Genomic DNA, 18,232 nt, shown 5'->3' with positions numbered 1-18,232 from the left:
GATGAATGCCGCCGGACAGACCATCTGTTTGAATATGATCGTCAAGAACGAGGCGCGGGTCATCCGGCGCTGCCTCGACAGCGTACGTCCCTTCATCGACCATTGGGTGATTGTGGATACGGGTTCCACCGACGGGACTCAGGACATCATCCGCGATTACATGCGCGAGCTGTCGGGCGAACTCCACGAGAGGCCCTGGCAGGATTTCGCGCACAACCGGTCCGAGGCCCTGTCCTTGGCCGCTGGGAAGGGCGATTATACGCTCATCATCGATGCGGACGACGCCTTGGAGGCGCCCCCGGGGGCACGGCTCCCGCTCCTGGATGCCGACGCCTACATGATCGAGATCCGCGACACTTCGATCATGTATCAGCGCATGCAGCTGGTTCGCAGTGCTCTTCCCTGGCGGTATGCTGGCGTACTGCATGAATTTCTGACCTGCGAGGGCGCCGGCTCGCCAGGTCAGCTGCCGGCGATCGGTATGCGCCGCAACCACGATGGCGCAAGACGCCTGGATCGGGAAACCTATCGGCGCGATGTTGCAGTGTTGGTGGCCGCGCTGGAAACGGAGACGGATCCCTTCCTGCGAGCGCGCTATCGCTTTTACCTGGCCCAGAGTTACCGCGACTGTGGCGAGCGAGGCAAAGCTCTGGAGCAGTATCTTGCCAGGGCAGACCTTGGTTACTGGCAGGAGGAGGTGTTTGTCAGCCTCTATTACGCCGCCCAGATGAAGGAACACCTCCATCATCCCGTTCAGGAGGTCATCGACGCCTTTCTCAAAGCGGCCGACGCACAGCTGACGCGGGCCGAGGCGTTGCATGAGGCAAGTCGGCTCTGTCGCAAGGAACGCAGATACGAGGAGGGCTATCAGCACGCCAAGCGCGGTCTCGCCATCCCGATGCCGGCAGACGGACTGTTTGTGGAGCGATGGATCTATGAGACCGGTTTGCTCGACGAACTCTCCGTCAACGCCTATTGGTCCGGACACAATCGTGAGTGCCTCGATGCCAGCCTGAAGATCCTTGCAACCGGAAAGCTGTCCATGGAGGACACGGCGAGGATCATCGAGAATGCGCGCTTCGTCAGCGAGCGTCTGCCGAGCGAACCGAATCTTGGATCGGCAGCCCAAGTCGGATTCGTGGATCAGCACGCGCTGGTGCCGACGAGACAATTGCGCACCCGGCAGAGCGGAGCGGCGCCGCGGGTTCTGGTGGCCATCCTTGCAAGGCAGAAGCAGGCATGTCTGCCGCTCTATCTCGCTGGAATCGAAGCCTTGGATTATCCCAAGTCTTCGATCGTTTTGTCCATCCGAACCAATGGCAACACGGACGCAACCGAATCCCTGTTGCGTGAATGGGCAGCCCGCGTGGGCCATTTTTATGCCGGAGTGGAATTCGAAGCCGAAGAGACGGGCGGGGACACAGGAGTCCACACCATCGGCAGCATCCGCGAGACCAGTCTCCGCCGCACGATTGAAAATGACTGCGATTTCTATTTCGTTTCGGACTTGGACAACTTCGTTCGCCCGGGCACGTTGCGTGAGCTCGTTGCCCTCAATCTGCCGATCACTGCGCCGTTCCTGCGTGCGGTCGCACCCGGCAGCTTCTACTCCAACTACCACGCCGAGATTGACGCGAATGGCTATTACCGCGATTGCGATCAGTACACATGGATTCTGAACCGCTGGATACGCGGTGTGCATGAGGTGCCAGTCATACACTCCACATATCTTGTCCGCGCCGATGTCATTGACAATCTTCGGTATCAGGATGAAACGTCAAGGCATCCCTACGTCATTTTTGCGGAGAGCGCTCGTCGTCATGGTGTAACGCAATATATCGATAACCGTCAGGTCTATGGATATATTTCTCCCGGCGCTAATACTTCTCAGACTGAACAAGACAATTTGAAAAATATTGAGAATCTGATTCTCAGTTCAGATTAGATTTGCCGCTGCGTCGGCGTCCGCGCTAGGGAGTCTTAATCGGCTTTGCGCCTGAAGGCCGAGTCCGGAAGCTGCATGACCCAGTTGTGCGAACGTCGCAGATGCGTGCGCATCGCTTCCTCCGCTGCCGCCGGGTCGGCAGCGAGAATGGCTTCGGCGACCTTGACATGGTCCTCATTCGAAACGGCGGCGTTCTCGGGAAGCATGGCGCTGCCGATCTGATACATCATGATGGGGAGTTGGAGATTGCTGATCAGCTCGCACAACTGATCATTGCCGCTGATCGAGACGATCGTCCCGTGGTACTGGCGATTTTGATGGATGAAGATATGCCATGGCAGCGGCGTGTTCGTCGGCCTGACTTTCTCCCATACATCCGTGAAGATGCGTCGGTTCTCTCCCTCATCGATATTCTCGGCGGCAAGTCGCGCCGCCAGGCCCTCCAGGTTCTCTCGGATCTGAAAGAGGTTCTTCACCTGCTTTCGAGTGAGTTGGCGAATGGTGGCGCCGCGATTGGGCGTGAGTTCGACGAGCCCGTCGGCGGCAAGGCGGCGGAACGCCTCTCGAATGGGACCCCGACTGATCCCGAGATCTTCCGACAGATCCCGTGCGATTAATCTCTGCCCCGAAACAAAACGACCTTCGATGATCTTCTGACGGATCTGAGCCACGACGAACTCGACGGTCTCACCGCGTTTCTGATCGCCGGGTTCGTCGAGCGCCATCTGAGTGTCCGTCATCATCAGCCAACTTCTAGCACTGGCCCCTGTTGACGTGAATAGCATTGCGCACTTACTATCATACAAAATTGCCTCCAATATTGGAGGCCCGTTCCTGGGGAGGAATGTTATGTCGATGGACGTCTGCCTGCATCGCTGCGCCGAGTGTTCGGAGCTGCAAGGCCGTTCTGGCATAGTCCTCTCTCTCATCGACTGAACAACGCTTCGATCACCGCGGATCATTCTGTTCCGCAGTAACATTCGGCCGCGCGCGGCTCGCTTTTGGCATGAGGGTTTTAAGGATGGATCTGGGGATCAAGGACAGAGTGGCGATCGTGACGGGCGGTAGCCGCGGCATCGGATACGAAACGGCCAAGGAATTTCTCAAGGCCGGCGTGAAGGTGATGACCTGCTCGCGGCATGGTGACGAAGCGGCAAAGGCTTGCAAGGATCTGCAGGCGGAAACGGGTGGTGAGATCCGCTCGCTTCAGGCTGACATGACGAATGCTGAGGAAAGTCTGCGCATCGTCAAGGAAACGGTGGCAGCCTTCGGGACCGTGGACATTCTCGTGAACAATGCCGGCACGATGTATTCCGGCCGCTTTGATGAGATGACCGAAGAGGGGCTCCATAACCAGCTTGAAACGAAGCTTTTCGGCTGGATGCGGATGATCCGCGAGGTTTTCCCCATCATGCGCGACAAGCGCTGGGGCCGCATCGTCAGCCTGATCGGCGGCGCCGGCAAGGAGCCGGATCCCTATATGTTTGGTTCGGGCATGACCAACAGCGCTTTGCTAAACATGACCAAGTCGCTGTCGACGGAGTTCGGGCCTCATAACGTGCTGGTCAACGCGATCTGCCCCGGCTGGGTAGCGACCGATCTGTGGAAGCGGAACGCTGGCGGCCTGCAGAAGGAACTGGGTGCCACATCGGAAGAAGAGGCCCGTAAGCTCGCCACGCGCAAAAATGCCCTTGGCCGCTTCGGCAAGCCGGAGGAACTGGCCGGCGCAATCGCCTTCTTGTGCTCCGAGCGTGCGAGCTACATCACAGGCGTTTCCCTCAACACCGATGGTGGTCGTCTGAAAGGCCTTTGGTGAGGCGCGGGACATGGATCTAGGGATCGAGGGCAAAGTCGCCCTGGTCACGGGTGGAACGCGGGGAATCGGCCTGGCCATCGCCAGGCGCTTCCTGGCGGAAGGCGCGAAAGTCGCGATCTGCGGCCGCGACGAGGCCCGCCTGCACGCGGCCAGGGCTGAGCTGGAAAAAGGCGGCGAGGTCGTAGCGATCCGCTGCGACACCGCCGATGCGGAACAGCGGGAGCGTTTCGTGGCTGACGCTGCTTCTGCCCTGGGAAGTATCGATATCCTGGTCAACAACGCGGGGACCCACGTCCGCGGCAATCTCGAGACCATGCGCGAGGAGGACCTGCAACGACAGCTGAACGACAAGCTGTTCGGCTTCTTCGGCATGATCCGTGAGGTGCTGCCGCATATGCGCCGGGCCGGCGACGGGCGCATCGTCAACATCATCGGTCAGGCGACGCGCCATCCTCATCCCGATCGCATGCCGTCGGGCATTGCCAACGCGGCCGCTCAAGCCATGACGAAATCGGTAGCGGATGCAGTCGCGCGCGACAATGTTCGCGTGAACTCCGTCTGCCCGCAATATGTCGAGACGGACATCATCACCGCGACGCTGTCGAAAGAGATGCGCGAGCGTGGCATCGACCGCGCGACGGCTGCATCGGGCTTCACCAGGGCCAATGTCCTGGGCCGCCTCGGCCAGCCTGACGAGATCGCTGACCTCGTCGCCTTCATCGTGTCCGATCGGGCGAATTTCGTGACGGGAAGCTCAGTATCCATCGATGGCGGCTACAACCGCTATGTCTTCGGATGAAAGGGAGCCTATGGACCTCGGTCTGAAGGACAAGATCGCGATCGTGACGGGCGGCACCAGCGGCATCGGCCTCGCAATATCGCGCAGGCTGCTGGGGGAGGGCGCGCGTGTCCTCATCTGTGGCCGCGAAAAGCCCAAGCTCGATCAGGCGCTGAAAGAGCTCTCAGCCCTTGGTGAAGTTTCGGGCACCACGGCCCATGTCGATGATCCCGCTGACGTCGCGCGCATGGTGGGCACGGCGGTCGAGGTCTTCGGCGGTCTCGATATCGTTGTCAGCAACGCCGGCACCCATTTGCGCGGCAGCCTGGACGAGGTCTCCTCCGAAGACGTCGCCGCGCACTTCCGCACGAAGGTTCTCGGCCCCTGGGAACTCGCCCGCTGTGCTGCACCGATTATGCGCGAGCGCGGCGGCGGCCGCTTCATCCTTGTCATCGGTCAGGCGGGGAAGGTGCCCGGTCGACAGGTCCTGGGATCGACTGTCGTCAACGCGGCCCAGCACGCCTTTGTCAAATCTCTCTCCGATGATCTCGGGCGCTATGGCATTCTCGTCAACGCGGTCTGCCCAAGCCGTATCGAGAGCCCGCTTACCGCGGACCTCGTGATCGACGAAGAGCAGTATCTCGGCCGCAGCCTGGAACAGCAGCAGACGGGCTGGGGCGCCACTGTGCCTCTGGGGCGGTGGGGCAAGCCTGAGGACATCGCCGATGCGGTTGCCTTCATGGCCTCGGAACGTGCCGGTTACATCGTCGGAGCCAACATCGATGTCGATGGCGGCCATCAGCGCATGATCTTCTAATTAAATGGATGAGACCTGAGAGATGATCGCCCTCGACTCCATCGGCAAAACCTTCCGCAAGGGCGGCACCGAGGTGCGGGCTGTCGATGGGGTGACGTTGTCAATCGAGCCGCGGTCGATCGTGGCACTGATTGGGCCTTCCGGGTGCGGCAAGTCTACCCTGCTGAACATGATCGCCGGTCTTTACGCACCCTCGGCTGGCACGGTCATGTATGACGGGAAAAGGGTGACCAGCCCCAACACCAATGTTGGCTACATGACCCAGAAGGACAATCTGCTGCCCTGGCGGACCGTCCTCGACAACGTCGCTATGCCCTTGGAACTGGCGGGTTTGCCGGCGAAGAAGCGGCGCGATGCGGCCCGCGCCATGATCAGCCATGTGGGTCTCGAGGGGTTCGAGGACAAATACTCCAACGAATTGTCTGGTGGCATGCGCAAGCGGGCCTGCCTTGCACGGATGCTGCTCTATGAGCCCCAGGCTTTGCTCCTGGACGAGCCCTTCGCGGCCCTCGATGCGCAGCTTCGGATCGCGATGCACGATCTGCTGCTCACGCTGTGGGCCGAGAACAAGCAGACCATCGTGCTGGTGACCCATGATCTGGTTGAAGCCATCACGCTCGCAGACCGAGTGGTAGCCTTCACGCGCCGACCCGCGCGCGTCTCCTTTGAACAGGAGGTTGACCTTCCCAGGCCGCGCGACGTGCAACAGGTGCGGTTCACGGCCCGGTTCCAGGAAATCTACAATACGATCTGGGATCGCCTCCGCCAGGAATACGACGAGGCCAAGCAGTGACAGTCCCCGAAATGACAGACCGCGCGGCAGATCCCCCTCGCCCGGGTTGGCGCGAATCCCTGACCGATGTCAGCACGCCGACGATGGTGGTATTGCAGATCATCCTGGGCGTCGCTTTCCTTGCCTTGTGGCAATGGTCCTCCGGCAGGCTGGTCGATGAGTTCATGATCTCGAGTCCGCTGGCCGTCGGCGAGCGCTTGTGGGGCTGGATCGAGAACGGCACGATCTGGGTGAACATTTGGGCGACAGTCCACGCGACCTTGGTGGGCTTTCTCATAGGGGCAGTGGCCGGCGTGGTCGGTGGAGTGTGGCTTGGTCTGTCTCCGTTCCTCAGCCGGCTGCTCAATCCCTATATCTGGGCGTTCAACGCCTTGCCGAAAGTAGCCTTGGCGCCGCTTTTCCTGCTCTGGTTCGGCCTCGGGATCGAATCCAAGATCGCACTGGCTGCAGTCCTGGTCGTTTTCCTGGTCTTCGTGAACACCTTCTCCGGGGTGCGCGAGGTCGATCCCGATCTCACCGACTGCCTGCTGTTGATGGGGGCGACCCGCAGCCAGATCCTGACCCGCGTGGTGCTTCCCTCGGCGACGTCGTGGATCTTCGTGGGTTTGAAGACCGCCGTGCCTTACGCCTTGATCGGAGCTATCATCGGGGAGCTGATCGCGGCAAATCGAGGTCTTGGTTATCTCGTGCAGCTCGCAGGGAGTGAGTTCGATACTGCAGGTGTGTTCGCCGCACTGATTGTAATCGCGATCCTGGCGGTGGTTTTCAACGAAGCTGTAAGCGTGCTCCAGCGACGCCTGGAGAGGTGGAAAGTCTTGAGCCGATAATCAAAAAAGGGAGGTAGACGCCATGAAGAAGATGCTGATGAGAGTTCTGGTCGCCTGTTTGGCGGTCTCTGCGGTTTCTGCGGTCTCGGTCACGGCCATGGCCCAAGAGGTGGTACGCATCACCAATATCGGCCGCGGCTACTTCGCCGGCCCGCTCTACATCGCAATGCGCGAGGGGCTGTTCGAGAAACATGGATTGAAGCCGGAGGTCACTTTCGTGAAAGGCGGCTCGCTCGCCTTCCAGTCCGTGTTCAATCGCGACGTCGAGTTCGGCATTCTCAGTTACGAACACGTCCTCACCGGAACCGCCCAGGGTCGCAAGCTGGTCTCGGTCTTCAACGTGACCGACCGTCCTCTGAACAACATCGTGGTCAATAACGAGCTGTACGAAGCCAACAAGGACAAGAGCATCGCCGAGAAGGTGTTGGCGCTGAAGGGTGCCAAGGTCGGCACGCCGTCCGCTGGAGGCTCCGGTGAGAAGATGCTGGGCGTCCTGGCCCGTCAACACGGTCTCGACTTGCCCAAGGACGTGGAGCTCGTCTATCTCGGGACCGAAGCCGCGTCCTATGTCGGCGCCTTCCAGACGAAAACCATCAATGCCGCCATGCCCTTCGAACCGGCAGGCGTCGTGATCAAGCAGCGTGGGCTTGGCAATACGCTGGTCGATCTCATGAATGGCGAGGTCGAACAGTTTCGCGATCTGATTTTCATGACCCTCGTGACTCACCCGTCTCTCATCGCTGAGAAGCCTGAACTCGTCCGCAAGGTCGTGGAGGTCTTCGTCGAGGCGCAGCAGATCCTGCTCGATCCGGAACGTGGACCGAAGATCATGGGAGCGGAATTTTCGACCATGGACCCCGACGCCAACCAGCAGGCCTATGACGTCGTCAAGCAGATCTGGAGCAAGGACGGAAGAATGACGCTGGCTGGCGGCAAGAAGGTCTTCGAGTATCTGCAACCGAAAGGCGACGAGAAGATCAACTTCGAAGAGACCTTCACGAATGAGTTCCTGCCCAAGCAGTAAGGATCCGACAAAATGATTGCCGAAGAACATTGGGCGAGCAAGGGACCTGTCTCTCTTTTCATGTGGCGGAAGAGAAAGACGGCATCACCGAGAAACAGAACGCCGATCGTGCTGGTCCACGGCTCGTCGACTTCGGCAATACCCACCTTTGATCTGCAGGTGCCGGGTCAGCCTGACTACTCCTTTATGGAATGGCTGGCCGAACGTGACTTCGATGTCTGGGCCATGGACCATGAAGGCTATGGCCGCTCCACCATCACCGCGGGCAATTCCGACATTGCCTGCGGTGTCGAGGATCTCAAGGCGGCGACGGAAGTCATCGCCCGAGAGAGCGGGTCAGAGCGGATGCACTTCTACGGGCTGTCATCCGGGGCACTCCGGGTTGCAGCTTTTGCCCAAGCCGCACCGGAGCGGGTTGAGAGGATTATCCTCGATGCCTTCGTCTGGACAGGGGAGGGCTCGCCGACCCTCGCCAAACGCAAGGAAGGCGTCGAGCAGTTCCGCGCCAATAATCGCCGCCCCATCGATCATGCGTTCATCCGCAGTATCTTTACCCGCGACGAGCCTGGCACCACCCATCCCGCGGTGATGGAAGCCTGCGCCGAGTCACAGCTCTCTTTCGGCGACTCCGTGCCCACCGGCACCTATCTCGACATGACGACCAAGTTGCCGCTTGTCGACCCGACGAAGATCCCTGCCTCCACGATGATCGTGCGTGGCGAGCACGACGGCATCGCCACGGTGGAGGATCTGCTTGAATTCTTCCGCCTGCTGCCGACGGGCGACAAGCGATTTGCCATCCTGCCCGGCGTGGCCCACTGCACGCCTTTAGGCGTCAATCGTAAGCTCATGTGGGAGGCCGTGCTGAACTTCGTGAGCTGAATTCCCTTGTCAGGCAGGAGAATCGATAATGCTGCTTCCGGCCCAGCGTCGCTACGACTTCTCCCCGATCTTCAGTCGACCAGACTATTCATGGCCCGACGGCAAACGTCTGGCGGTGTGGATCGGCACTGGCATCGAGGTGTTTGCCTTCCAGGCGGGGATCGGCCACGATCCCTTCCATCAGGGCGCGCCGCAAACCCAGCGCAACTACGCTTGGCGCGATTATGGCTACCGCGTCGGTCTCTGGCGCCTGCTGGAGCTGTACGAGCAGCTTGGGCTCCCAGTTACGGCAGCGGTCAACTCACTGGCCTATGACTACTACCCCGAAGTCTTCGCTGAACTGCGCAAGCGCGGCGCCGCGATCGTCGCCCATGGCCGCACCAATGCCGAGCGCCAGACTCAGATGTGGGAAGATGACGAGCGCCGGGTCATTGACGGCGTCACGCAGACGATCGCCCAACATGAGGGGCAGCGGCCCAAGGGCTGGCTGGGCGTGGGTGTCCTCGAAAGCAGCCACACCGCAGACTTGCTCCAGGAGCTCGGCTATTCCTATGTCCTGGATTGGCCCATGGACGATCAGCCGGTCTGGCTGCGGACCCGAAAGGGCCGTATTCTGTCGATCCCCGGTCCCATGGAAGTCAATGATTCCGCCCAGATCCTGCACCGGCATGCCAATCCCACCGAGTTTGCCGACATGGTCGTCGATCAGTTCGACGAGCTGTTGCGCCAGAGCGACGCTCAGCCCCTGGTCTTCAACCTCATGCTGCACCCCTTCGTCTCGGGTCAGCCCTTCCGCCTGCCATCCTTGCGCCGTGCCCTGCAGCACATCGCCGGACATGCCGCAAAGGAACGAATTTGGTTCACCGATCCGGATCGGATTGCGGATCATTGCATGATGCTGCCGTCGGGCACGGTTCCGGGAGATCAGTGAATACGCTTCACCCCGATCGGCGCGGGAGGAAGGCGCCTATGACGTGAAGAACTCAGACGGAGCGTCATGATGAAGGCTGGCTCGCCTCGCCGCGAGACACCTCATCCCCGAGCCTGAGGATCTCCCTGACCAGAAAATCGAGGTCCTCATAAAGAGTGCGGTGGTTGCAGATGGCGACCCGCAGGCAATGCTGTCCCTTCAGGACCGTATCGGAGAGCACCGCGCTGCCGTCCTCCTGGAGCCTGAGCATGATCTCAAGGTTGAGCGCCTTCAGCTCGGCTTCGTCGATCCCGCCCGGATCAAATCGAAAGCAGACGATGTTGATGGCGACTGGCGCCATCAAGGCAAGCCGGGGATCGGCGACCACGAGCCTTCCGAGATACTGAGCCTGACTGATGTTTTGGTCGATCAGACGCCCGAACCGATCCGCCCCATGTTCCTTCAGGGCCATCCACACCTTGAGAGCGCGGAAGCCGCGGCTGGTTTGCAGGCCGAATTCGTGCAGCCAGTCACCCGAAGCCAAGCCGCGGGGCGTTGATTGGAGATATTCCGGGGTTGTCGCGAATGCCCCTCGATGCGCCTGGGCATCGCGGACGAGGCAGCAACCGACATCGAACGGTGCATGCAGCCACTTATGGGGGTCCAAGGCGATGGAATCGGCACGCTCCAGACCATGGACAAGATGCTTGTTCGACGGGGCGAGAGCGATAAGCGCGCCGATGCAGCCATCGACGTGAAGCCAGAGCCCTTCCTCATGGGCAAGGTCCGCAAGGGCGTCCAGATCGTCGATCGATCCGGTATTAACGCTTCCCGCGTTCGCGATGATGCAGGCGGGACGTCGGTCGGCGGTTCTGTCTTCCGCGATGGCCCGCCTGAGCGCCTTCAGGTCGATCCGATACTCCTCGTCGCTGGCGACGCGTCGAAGGCTGCGGTTGCCCAAACCCAGGGCTTCTACGGCCTTTCGATGGCAACTATGGGTTTGGTCCGAGCCATAAAAGCAGAGCGTCTGCGTCAGGGCCGCGAGCCCATGCTCCCTGATGTCGAAGCCAGCCATGACATTTCGAGCGATCGTCAGGGCGAGGAGATTGGCCATGGACCCGCCGCTGACCAATGTCCCGCTTGCTGTCTCTGGGAAGCCAACCATCTCCTTGCACCATCGCACGACCTGCTGATCCAGCAGCGCGGCGGCATGGTTCCCTCCGCCCAGATTAGAGCCCTGCACGGCGGCAAGAAAGTCCGCCAGTGCCCCCGTCATGTTGCTCGCTCCCATGTACCAGGCCCAGAATCGCGGATGCACATTGCCCATGGGATACGGCATGATCACCTCGGAGACGGTCCGCGCAACCTCAGTCAGCGGTTGCGGATGGCGCGGCAGGGGCCCACTCAGCCGCTCCCTGATTTCGGGAGGCATTTCCCGCCACACCGCCCGGTGGCGAACATCGCGAACAGAGGCGACGGCATCATCGACAAGTCCATGGGCCGTCGCGGAGAAAGCCCCCCAATCCTGGGGGTCCAGGCTATGTTCGGCGATCACGTCGTCGGTGTGAGGGAATGCATGCATGAGGGGCAGGCTCCGTCTATGGTTAAGCGGCGAACTGAAACCCCGGCGTCGATAAGGACAAAGCCCGTTCCTCATCGTTCATCTCGGCTTCGATACCCTCGAAGAGAGGTGTGGACAGGTAGCGTTCTCCGGTGTCGGGCAGCATGCAGAGAATGACCGATCCGGCAGGAGCCCGCTCGGCCACTTGGCGAGCGACGGCAAAGGTCGCACCGGCCGAGATCCCCACGAAGATCCCCTCCTTCTGGGCAAGTTCCTTCGCCCACTTGATGGCTGAGGCGCCATCAACCGGGACGACTTCGTCATAGAGGTGCTTGTCGACCGCCTCCTGCAGGACATAGGGGATGAAATCGGGCGTCCAGCCTTGGATGGGATGAGGCTCGAATGCCGGATGACTGCCCGCTGGGGCTCCATTGGCGCTGCGCTCCTGAGGTTTACCGCTTGCCAGGAGCTGTGCATTGGAGGGTTCACTGAGAATGATTTTGGTTTCAGGGCGTTCGCGCCGCAGCACGCGGCCGACCCCGGCAACCGTTCCCCCGGTCCCGTACCCTGTCACGAAGGCATCCAAACGCGATCCCGCGAAATCGTTGATGATTTCACGACCCGTGGTCGCTTCGTGGATGGCGGCATTCGCATCGGTCTCGAATTGATGCGCGAGAAACCACCCATTTGCCTCCGCAAGCTCGACCGCTTTTTGATACATGCCGAAGCCCTTCAGAGCGCGGGGCGTCAGCACCACCTTTGCTCCGAGCATCCGCATCAGTTTCCGCCGTTCGACGGAGAAACTGTCGGCCATCGTGACAACGAGCGGATAGCCCTTCTGGGCACAGACGATTGCCAGCCCGATCCCCGTGTTGCCGCTTGTCGCCTCGACCACGGTCTGGCCCGGCTTCAATGCTCCGCGACGTTCGGCATCTTCGATGATGTTGAGGGCGAGGCGATCTTTGACTGAGCTCGCCGGATTGAAGAACTCGGCCTTCACGTAGATCGTGGCGTGGTCCACGCCGAGATTGTTGATGCGGATGGTCGGCGTATCGCCGACCGTCTCCAATATGCTGTCGAAAAGACGCCCGCGGCCAGTGGTGGTGCGGATATGTCCTTGATCTTGCATGGCAGTCCTCCTGAACGTGCTCGGCTTTGGTCCGAGAATGCCGGGTGCACCTGATTGCACGCGGTGATAGAGTTTACACGAGGATAGGAGCGTTGGTGAAAGCGTGGAAAAACGCATGGAAACGCAGTCCTTCATCGCTGACCAACCATCCGGCGGACTGACGCTGAAGCTTTTTGGCCCGCTTGCTCTGTCTCGCGACGGATCGGCCCTGACCCTGCCGGCCTCCCGAAAGGTAAGGGCGCTCTTGGCCTACCTCGCAGTCTCCCCGCGTCCTGTCGGTCGCAGCCGGCTCTGCGAGCTGCTGGGGGATGCGCCGAATGATCCCCGCGGAGAATTGCGTTGGTGTCTGAGCAAATTGCGCTCGGTACTGAAGGAGACCGGCTGCGAACGTGTCCTCTCAAGAGGAGAGATGATTTCTCTCGATCTTCTCGGCTGCCGGGTGGATGCCCTGGAAATCGAGGCGGCGGCCGCCGCCGGGTGGGAAACATGCGACATCGGTCGCCTCGAAGAATTGTCCGGCCTCCTGATGGGAGACTTTCTCGAGGGGCTTGAGCTCAACCGGAGCCCGCAGCTCGACCATTGGATCATGAGCCAGAGACGCAGATACAGAGCATCTCACGCGGCGATGCTCGGTCAGGTGAGCAAGCTTCTGATGCACGATCCGCAGGTGCTGCGGCCTTACGCTGAACGGCGCGTTTCGCTCATGCCTTTCGACTATGATGCGCAGATCCTCTTGCTCAGAACGCTGTTGCTCTGCGACGAACCAAGAGAGGCCGAACAGCACTTTGATGCAGTGATGCGGCTCTTCAACTCTGAGAATTTGTCGACGACCAGTCTGTCATTGGCGTGGCGCGAAATGCGCAAGGGCGTCGTCAATTCTTCGGTCGATCGGGCCCTGTCCCTTGACCATGAGGAGAAAGGAACCACGGCAGCCGCTCAGGCCGAGCAGTCCCAGGGGCAGCGGCGGCCCTCCATCGCGATAATGCCGATTGCCGAGACTGAGGATGCGCCCGGGCATGCTGGGTTTGGTGCTGGTCTGACACACGACATCATCACTCGCCTTGCGAAGCTGCGAAGCATTTTTGTGATCGCCCGCGGCTCCGTTTTTTCTCTCGCCGGTGGCGGATTGGCTCCCCATGAAGCGGCGCGGCGGCTCGACGTCGACTATTTCGCTTCGGGCCTGGTCCGTCGCCGATCTAATCGAACAGTGCTGACGATCGAATTGGTGGACGCGCGGACCGGACGGATCGTTTGGACCGAGCAGTTCGAAATCGGGGATATCGACTCTCTAAGGGTCATCGATGACATTGGTGACAGGATCGTCGCCTCGATCGCCTCCGAGATCGAAACGGCGGAGAAGAGCCGCGCCATTTTGAAGCCGCCGAACTCACTCACGGCCTGGGAAGCCTATCACCGCGGGCTTTGGCATGTATATCGCTTCACGCGGGACGATAACGAGCTCGCCCAGCGGTACTTCCGCAGATCCAGCGAGATTGATCCCACATACGCGAGAGCATTGGCTGGTTTGTCGTTTACCCACTGGCAGAATGCTTTTCAGCGCTGGGCCGACCGCGAGCGTGAAGTCGCCCTGGCTCTCGAGACGGCAGGTCGCAGCGTCTTGATAGATGATCATGACCCGGCTGCGCACTGGGCCATGGGCCGTGCCCTTTGGCTTGGCGGAGGTCAGGAACAGGCCGTCGGGGAACTCACGCGCGCCGTGGATCTCAGCCCAAATTTCGCTCTTGGCCATTATGCCTTGGCCTTCGTTCTCGCCCAGTCGGGTGATCCCCAAGCCGCGATCCTGTCGGCAGACCAATCACGCCAGCTCAGCCCGTTCGACCCATTGCTGTTCGGCATGCTCGCGGCTCGCGCACTGGCTTTGGTGAGGTTAGAGCGATATGAGGAGGCAGCGGAGTGGGCTGTCCAGGCATCCGCCAAGCCAAATGCTCACACCATCATTTTGGCGATCGCTGCTCATTGCCTGGCGCTGGCGGGGCGCCTGGAAGAAGGGAAGCTGTTTGCCGCCAGGATCCGGCAATCTCTCCCCCTTTTCGGTGTAGCCGATTTCCTCGGAACCTTCAGGTTTCCACCGGATGTCGAGGTTTTACTCCGCCGGGCCGCCCGAAGAATCGGGTTGGACTGACGAGAAAATTCACCAACTAGCCTCGCGTCGCGCGGGCAGGGCAAAGCATTCTCGGATCATTCCGAGGTACGCTCAGTCCTGACGATATTTTTCTTCGAAAGCCCAGACGTCCTCGAAACCGATCAATGTGTTGAACGCCTGAAAATCGTACGTCGGGCGTTCCAGGTCGGCACTGGTGCCGTGGGCCTGGAGATGAGCATAGGCGTCGCGCAAGGCACTGCCGGCAGAGAGGAAGCCAAGGCCCGGGTGAATGGCGAGAGCAAAGCCCAACTCCTTCAATCTGTCCGCCGATAGGATTGGGGTGCGTCCGCCATCGACCATGTTGGCAAGCACGGGCACCGAGAAGCTCCGCCCGACCTGGGCCAATTCGTCTTCCGTCTCGGGAGACTCGATGAACAGGATGTCAGCGCCGGCCTCGGCATAGGCATGCCCACGATCCAAAGCTTCGTTCAACCCAAGCGCAGTGCGGGCGTCCGTGCGCGCGATCAGCAGGAACGCCTCGCTGTTGCGCGTGTCCACGGCCACCTTGATCTTGTCGACCATCTCGCTCGCAGGAATGACCCTCCGGTTCTTCGTATGCCCGCACTTCTTGGGAAACTGCTGGTCCTCGATTTGAAGTGCGGAGACGCCGGCCCGCTCGTAGCCGCGCACCGTGTTGCGCACATTGAGCAGCCCGCCATAGCCAGTATCCGCATCGGCGATGATCGGCGTTCTGGTCCGCTCCGCCATGGTGGAGATCCGATTGATCATGTCGGTATAGGTTGCGATCCCTGCATCTGGCAGACCCAAATAGGAGGCTACGGTACCGTAGCCCGTGACGTACAAAGCCGGGAAATCCATGGCATCTGCGATCAGCGCGGAGATGAGGTCGTAGATCCCGGGCGCGAGGATGAATTCGCCATTGTGCAGGCGCTGCTTCAGGCGGATATCCGGCATTGGTCGTTCCTCGGGTTTCAACCTTCGAGGCTTCTACCACTCTTGCAGCGAGGAAATCTTACACGCTGGCGAGAAATTCGCGCGTCCGCGGATGCTTCGGAGCGCTCAAGACCTCGTCCGGTGTCCCTCGCTCGATCACTGCGCCTTGATCCATGAACACGATATAATCCGCCACATCGCGCGCGAAGCTCATCTCATGCGTGACCACAATCATGGTCATTCCGCCGCGGGCAAGGTTCCGCATGACTTCGAGGACTTCGCCGACGAGTTCCGGATCGAGGGCGGATGTGGGCTCGTCGAACAGCAGCAGCTTGGGCTCCATGGCCATGGCCCGGGCGATCGCCACGCGCTGCTGCTGACCGCCGGACAACTGGCTGGGATAGGCATCCACTTTGTCCTGCAGCCCGACACTTGCGAGGAGTTCCATCGCAAGCTTCCGCGCGGATGCCTTGTCCATCCGCCTGACGGCGACGGGGCCCTCCATGACATTCTTCAGGGCCGTCATATGTGCGAAGAGGTTGAAGTGCTGGAACACCATTCCGATGCGGGATCGTCGAGCTGCGGCTTCCCGCCCGCCGAGCTCCACCAGAGTATTGCCCTCGCGCCGGTAGCCGACCAACTCGCCATCCACGGACAGCCACCCGGAATTGATGGTCTCCAGATGATTGATGCAGCGCAGGAATGTCGACTTGCCTGATCCGGACGGCCCGATCAGGCAGACGACCTGTCCCTTGCCGACCTCCAGGTCGATACCCTTGAGGACTTGCAGGCTGCCAAAGGATTTCGTCACTCGCTCGGCGAGGACCATCGGCTCTTCTGTTGACGCCATTTGTTGCATCTCGAGTGAATTTCCCTGTCGCCGCTTGGCTAGTAGGCCTTCTTGAAGCCCTTTCCAAACCATCGCTCGAGGAAGTACTGCCCGATCGAAAGCAGAGAACACATGAACAGATACCACGCGCTGGCAACGACGAGCAGCGGGATGATTTCGAACGTACGAGCATAGATGATCTGCGCCGAATAGAGCAGCTCCGGCAGGGCGATGACACTGACCAGGGAGGTCGTCTTGAGCATCAGGATCACCTGGTTTCCGCTGGCGGGCACGATCGCGCGCAGGGCTTGGGGCAGGGTGATGCGCCGAAAAGCCTGCAGTCGGGTCATCCCCAGGGCGATCGCAGCCTCGCTCTGGCCATGTCCCACGGAGAGAACGCCGCCTCGCACGATTTCGGCCATATATGCGGCCTCGTGCAGGGTGAGACCGATGACGGCCGCCATGAAGGGCGTGATCGAATTTCCCGAGAATGAAAAGAATGTCGGACCACCGGGGATGCCCAGTGAAATCTCGGGATAGAGCGCGGAAATGTTGAACCAGAAGATCAGCTGCACGAGCAGCGGGGTTCCGCGGAACAGCCAGATATAGGAGGCTCCGAAGGCTCTCAGCCAGGGATCGTGCGAAAGCATCAGCAGCGAGAGCACGATGCCCAGGGCGACGCCCAGGCCCATGGCGATGACCGTCAGCTCCAACGTGACCAGCAATCCCCTGAGGATATTGGCGTTCAGGAGGTACTTGAAGACGACGTCCCACTGGAAGTTGGGATTGTTGACGGCCGACCAGACGATGCCGATCACCAGCAACGCCAGGACGGTGTCTGCAAACCAGCGCCCATATTCGCGCCGACGGACAATCTTGAGCGAGGTCTTGCCCAACGTCTCGATGGCTCCCGGATGCGCCGGAGACGCCGCATCCGGTGTCGACTTCATGTCTCTGGATTTCACTTATTGTCCATTGATCAGCGCCTTTTCCAGCGCCAGCTCGGGGATTTTCCACTCGGCCATCAGCTTCTGGTACGAGCCGTCGTCAATCATGCTCTGGAGAGCCTGCTTGAATAAGGGGGCCATGGGATCGCCCTTGCGGAAAGCAAATCCTGACACTCCGGTAACGTCCGACGTGGCGGTCTTCTCGAACTCGTTGTTGCTGTTCTTGATGATGTATCCGATGTAGGGCGCACCATCCAGCCATCCCTGGATGCGGCCTGTTTTGACGGCGAGGCTGCCCTCGTTTGGCCCGGCGAACACGGAAACTTCGATCTCAGGCTCACCCTTCTCGGTACACTTGGCTTGCAGCTTCGGAAGCAATTCCAGATATTGGGCGCCGCCCTGGGTGGCACCGATTTTGTGTCCGCACAGCTCATAGAGATCCAGACCGTCCGGATTGCCAGCGCGCACCATCACCGAAGTTCCTGTCCGGGTGATGTCCGCGATGTCCATCTTCTCGCGACGTTCGGGCGTGTCGTGAAAGGCTGAGAAGTCGTAGCGGCCTCCAAGAATGCCCGCGACGATGCCTGAAAATTTCGCCTGCTCCTCTTTGACGGGGATGCCCAGCTTGGTTGCGATGGCGTGCTGAAAATCGAGCACATACCCCACCATCTTGTTGTTTTCATCGATGTAGTAGCTCGGCGGATATTGCGGGTCATAGACCGCCGTGATCCCGCTGCGATACTTCTCCGGGACCTGGGCCTGGACCGCAGGATCGGCTCCTCCGGTGGCGGTCTGGGCGGAAGCGGCGCTCAAGCCGCAAGACAGCGATAGAGCCAGCAGCGTCGCGTGTGTTGCAGAGGCAGCGATCCGTGAGCTGCCCAAGGCTGATCGCAAGAAGACTTTGATCATGATCGTT

17 protein-coding genes are annotated in these 18,232 nt (G+C 60.5%); 10 read left to right on the top strand and 7 right to left on the bottom strand.

What is annotated here, in order from left to right:
- The first annotated feature begins 1 nt into the window (after nucleotide 1).
- Nucleotides 2–1,945 carry a glycosyltransferase family 2 protein gene (locus FKM97_RS21200; RefSeq protein WP_144294442.1) on the top strand — a complete coding sequence of 648 codons (1,944 nt, stop codon included), beginning with the start codon at nucleotides 2–4 and terminating at the stop codon, nucleotides 1,943–1,945.
- Between the two features lie 35 nt (nucleotides 1,946–1,980).
- Here FKM97_RS21200 and FKM97_RS21195 read toward each other — a convergent pair whose 3' ends face one another.
- On the bottom strand, nucleotides 1,981–2,688 hold the full coding sequence (locus tag FKM97_RS21195) for a GntR family transcriptional regulator (RefSeq protein ID WP_246105206.1): 708 nt from the start codon (nucleotides 2,686–2,688) through the stop codon (nucleotides 1,981–1,983).
- 278 nt (nucleotides 2,689–2,966) lie between these two features.
- Here FKM97_RS21195 and FKM97_RS21190 point away from each other — a divergent pair, with 278 nt between their 5' ends.
- Genes FKM97_RS21190 through FKM97_RS21155 form a run of 8 tightly spaced genes read left to right on the top strand, consistent with a single transcriptional unit; the run spans nucleotide 2,967 to nucleotide 9,813 of the window.
- Nucleotides 2,967–3,761, top strand: coding sequence for an SDR family NAD(P)-dependent oxidoreductase (locus FKM97_RS21190; protein ID WP_144294441.1), 795 nt, complete (start codon nucleotides 2,967–2,969; stop codon nucleotides 3,759–3,761).
- A 10-nt stretch (nucleotides 3,762–3,771) separates the two neighbouring features.
- Nucleotides 3,772–4,560: an SDR family NAD(P)-dependent oxidoreductase gene (locus FKM97_RS21185; RefSeq protein WP_144294440.1), complete on the top strand. Its 789-nt coding sequence runs from the start codon at nucleotides 3,772–3,774 to the stop codon at nucleotides 4,558–4,560.
- 10 nt (nucleotides 4,561–4,570) lie between these two features.
- Nucleotides 4,571–5,356: an SDR family NAD(P)-dependent oxidoreductase gene (locus FKM97_RS21180; protein WP_170241050.1), complete on the top strand. Its 786-nt coding sequence runs from the start codon at nucleotides 4,571–4,573 to the stop codon at nucleotides 5,354–5,356.
- Nucleotides 5,357–5,378: 22 nt separating this feature from the next.
- Entirely contained in the window at nucleotides 5,379–6,149 is a 771-nt protein-coding gene (locus FKM97_RS21175) for an ABC transporter ATP-binding protein (protein ID WP_144294438.1), read from the top strand.
- Entirely contained in the window at nucleotides 6,146–6,976 is an 831-nt protein-coding gene (locus tag FKM97_RS21170; RefSeq protein ID WP_246105205.1) for an ABC transporter permease, read from the top strand. The genes FKM97_RS21175 and FKM97_RS21170 overlap by 4 nt, the downstream gene beginning before the upstream one ends.
- Before the next feature lie 22 nt (nucleotides 6,977–6,998).
- Complete coding sequence (locus tag FKM97_RS21165) at nucleotides 6,999–8,000, top strand: ABC transporter substrate-binding protein (protein ID WP_246105204.1); 1,002 nt, start codon at nucleotides 6,999–7,001, stop codon at nucleotides 7,998–8,000.
- A 12-nt stretch (nucleotides 8,001–8,012) separates the two neighbouring features.
- Complete coding sequence (locus tag FKM97_RS21160) at nucleotides 8,013–8,882, top strand: alpha/beta hydrolase (protein ID WP_144294437.1); 870 nt, start codon at nucleotides 8,013–8,015, stop codon at nucleotides 8,880–8,882.
- 28 nt (nucleotides 8,883–8,910) lie between these two features.
- Nucleotides 8,911–9,813 carry a polysaccharide deacetylase family protein gene (locus FKM97_RS21155; RefSeq protein ID WP_144294436.1) on the top strand — a complete coding sequence of 301 codons (903 nt, stop codon included), beginning with the start codon at nucleotides 8,911–8,913 and terminating at the stop codon, nucleotides 9,811–9,813.
- A 64-nt stretch (nucleotides 9,814–9,877) separates the two neighbouring features.
- On the opposite strand, the gene FKM97_RS21150 is transcribed toward FKM97_RS21155, so the two are convergent.
- The gene (locus tag FKM97_RS21150) at nucleotides 9,878–11,374 is read right to left on the bottom strand and encodes a pyridoxal phosphate-dependent decarboxylase family protein (protein WP_144294435.1); all 1,497 of its coding nucleotides are present in this window, start codon (nucleotides 11,372–11,374) and stop codon (nucleotides 9,878–9,880) included.
- Nucleotides 11,375–11,396: 22 nt separating this feature from the next.
- Nucleotides 11,397–12,482, bottom strand: coding sequence for a cysteine synthase A (gene cysK, locus FKM97_RS21145; RefSeq protein WP_144294434.1), 1,086 nt, complete (start codon nucleotides 12,480–12,482; stop codon nucleotides 11,397–11,399).
- A gap of 115 nt (nucleotides 12,483–12,597) precedes the next feature.
- Here cysK and FKM97_RS21140 point away from each other — a divergent pair, with 115 nt between their 5' ends.
- Complete coding sequence (locus FKM97_RS21140) at nucleotides 12,598–14,625, top strand: transcriptional regulator (protein WP_144294433.1); 2,028 nt, start codon at nucleotides 12,598–12,600, stop codon at nucleotides 14,623–14,625.
- A gap of 72 nt (nucleotides 14,626–14,697) precedes the next feature.
- On the opposite strand, the gene FKM97_RS21135 is transcribed toward FKM97_RS21140, so the two are convergent.
- From FKM97_RS21135 to FKM97_RS21120, 4 genes are read right to left on the bottom strand one after another with little or no spacing between them, the layout of a single operon-like run.
- Nucleotides 14,698–15,561, bottom strand: coding sequence for an isocitrate lyase/PEP mutase family protein (locus FKM97_RS21135; RefSeq protein WP_144294432.1), 864 nt, complete (start codon nucleotides 15,559–15,561; stop codon nucleotides 14,698–14,700).
- Nucleotides 15,562–15,619: 58 nt separating this feature from the next.
- The gene (locus tag FKM97_RS21130) at nucleotides 15,620–16,390 is read right to left on the bottom strand and encodes an ATP-binding cassette domain-containing protein (RefSeq protein ID WP_144294431.1); all 771 of its coding nucleotides are present in this window, start codon (nucleotides 16,388–16,390) and stop codon (nucleotides 15,620–15,622) included.
- A gap of 38 nt (nucleotides 16,391–16,428) precedes the next feature.
- On the bottom strand, nucleotides 16,429–17,334 hold the full coding sequence (locus FKM97_RS21125) for an amino acid ABC transporter permease (RefSeq protein ID WP_246105203.1): 906 nt from the start codon (nucleotides 17,332–17,334) through the stop codon (nucleotides 16,429–16,431).
- Nucleotides 17,335–18,225 carry a transporter substrate-binding domain-containing protein gene (locus FKM97_RS21120; protein WP_144294430.1) on the bottom strand — a complete coding sequence of 297 codons (891 nt, stop codon included), beginning with the start codon at nucleotides 18,223–18,225 and terminating at the stop codon, nucleotides 17,335–17,337. It abuts the gene before it with no gap.
- Nucleotides 18,226–18,232: the final 7 nt, after the last annotated feature.

Source organism: Rhodoligotrophos appendicifer, assembly GCF_007474605.1.
GTDB classification, from domain to species: domain Bacteria; phylum Pseudomonadota; class Alphaproteobacteria; order Rhizobiales; family Im1; genus Rhodoligotrophos; species Rhodoligotrophos appendicifer.
Note: the sequence above shows the minus strand (reverse complement) of the source record. Positions and strands in the feature narration are given on the sequence as shown.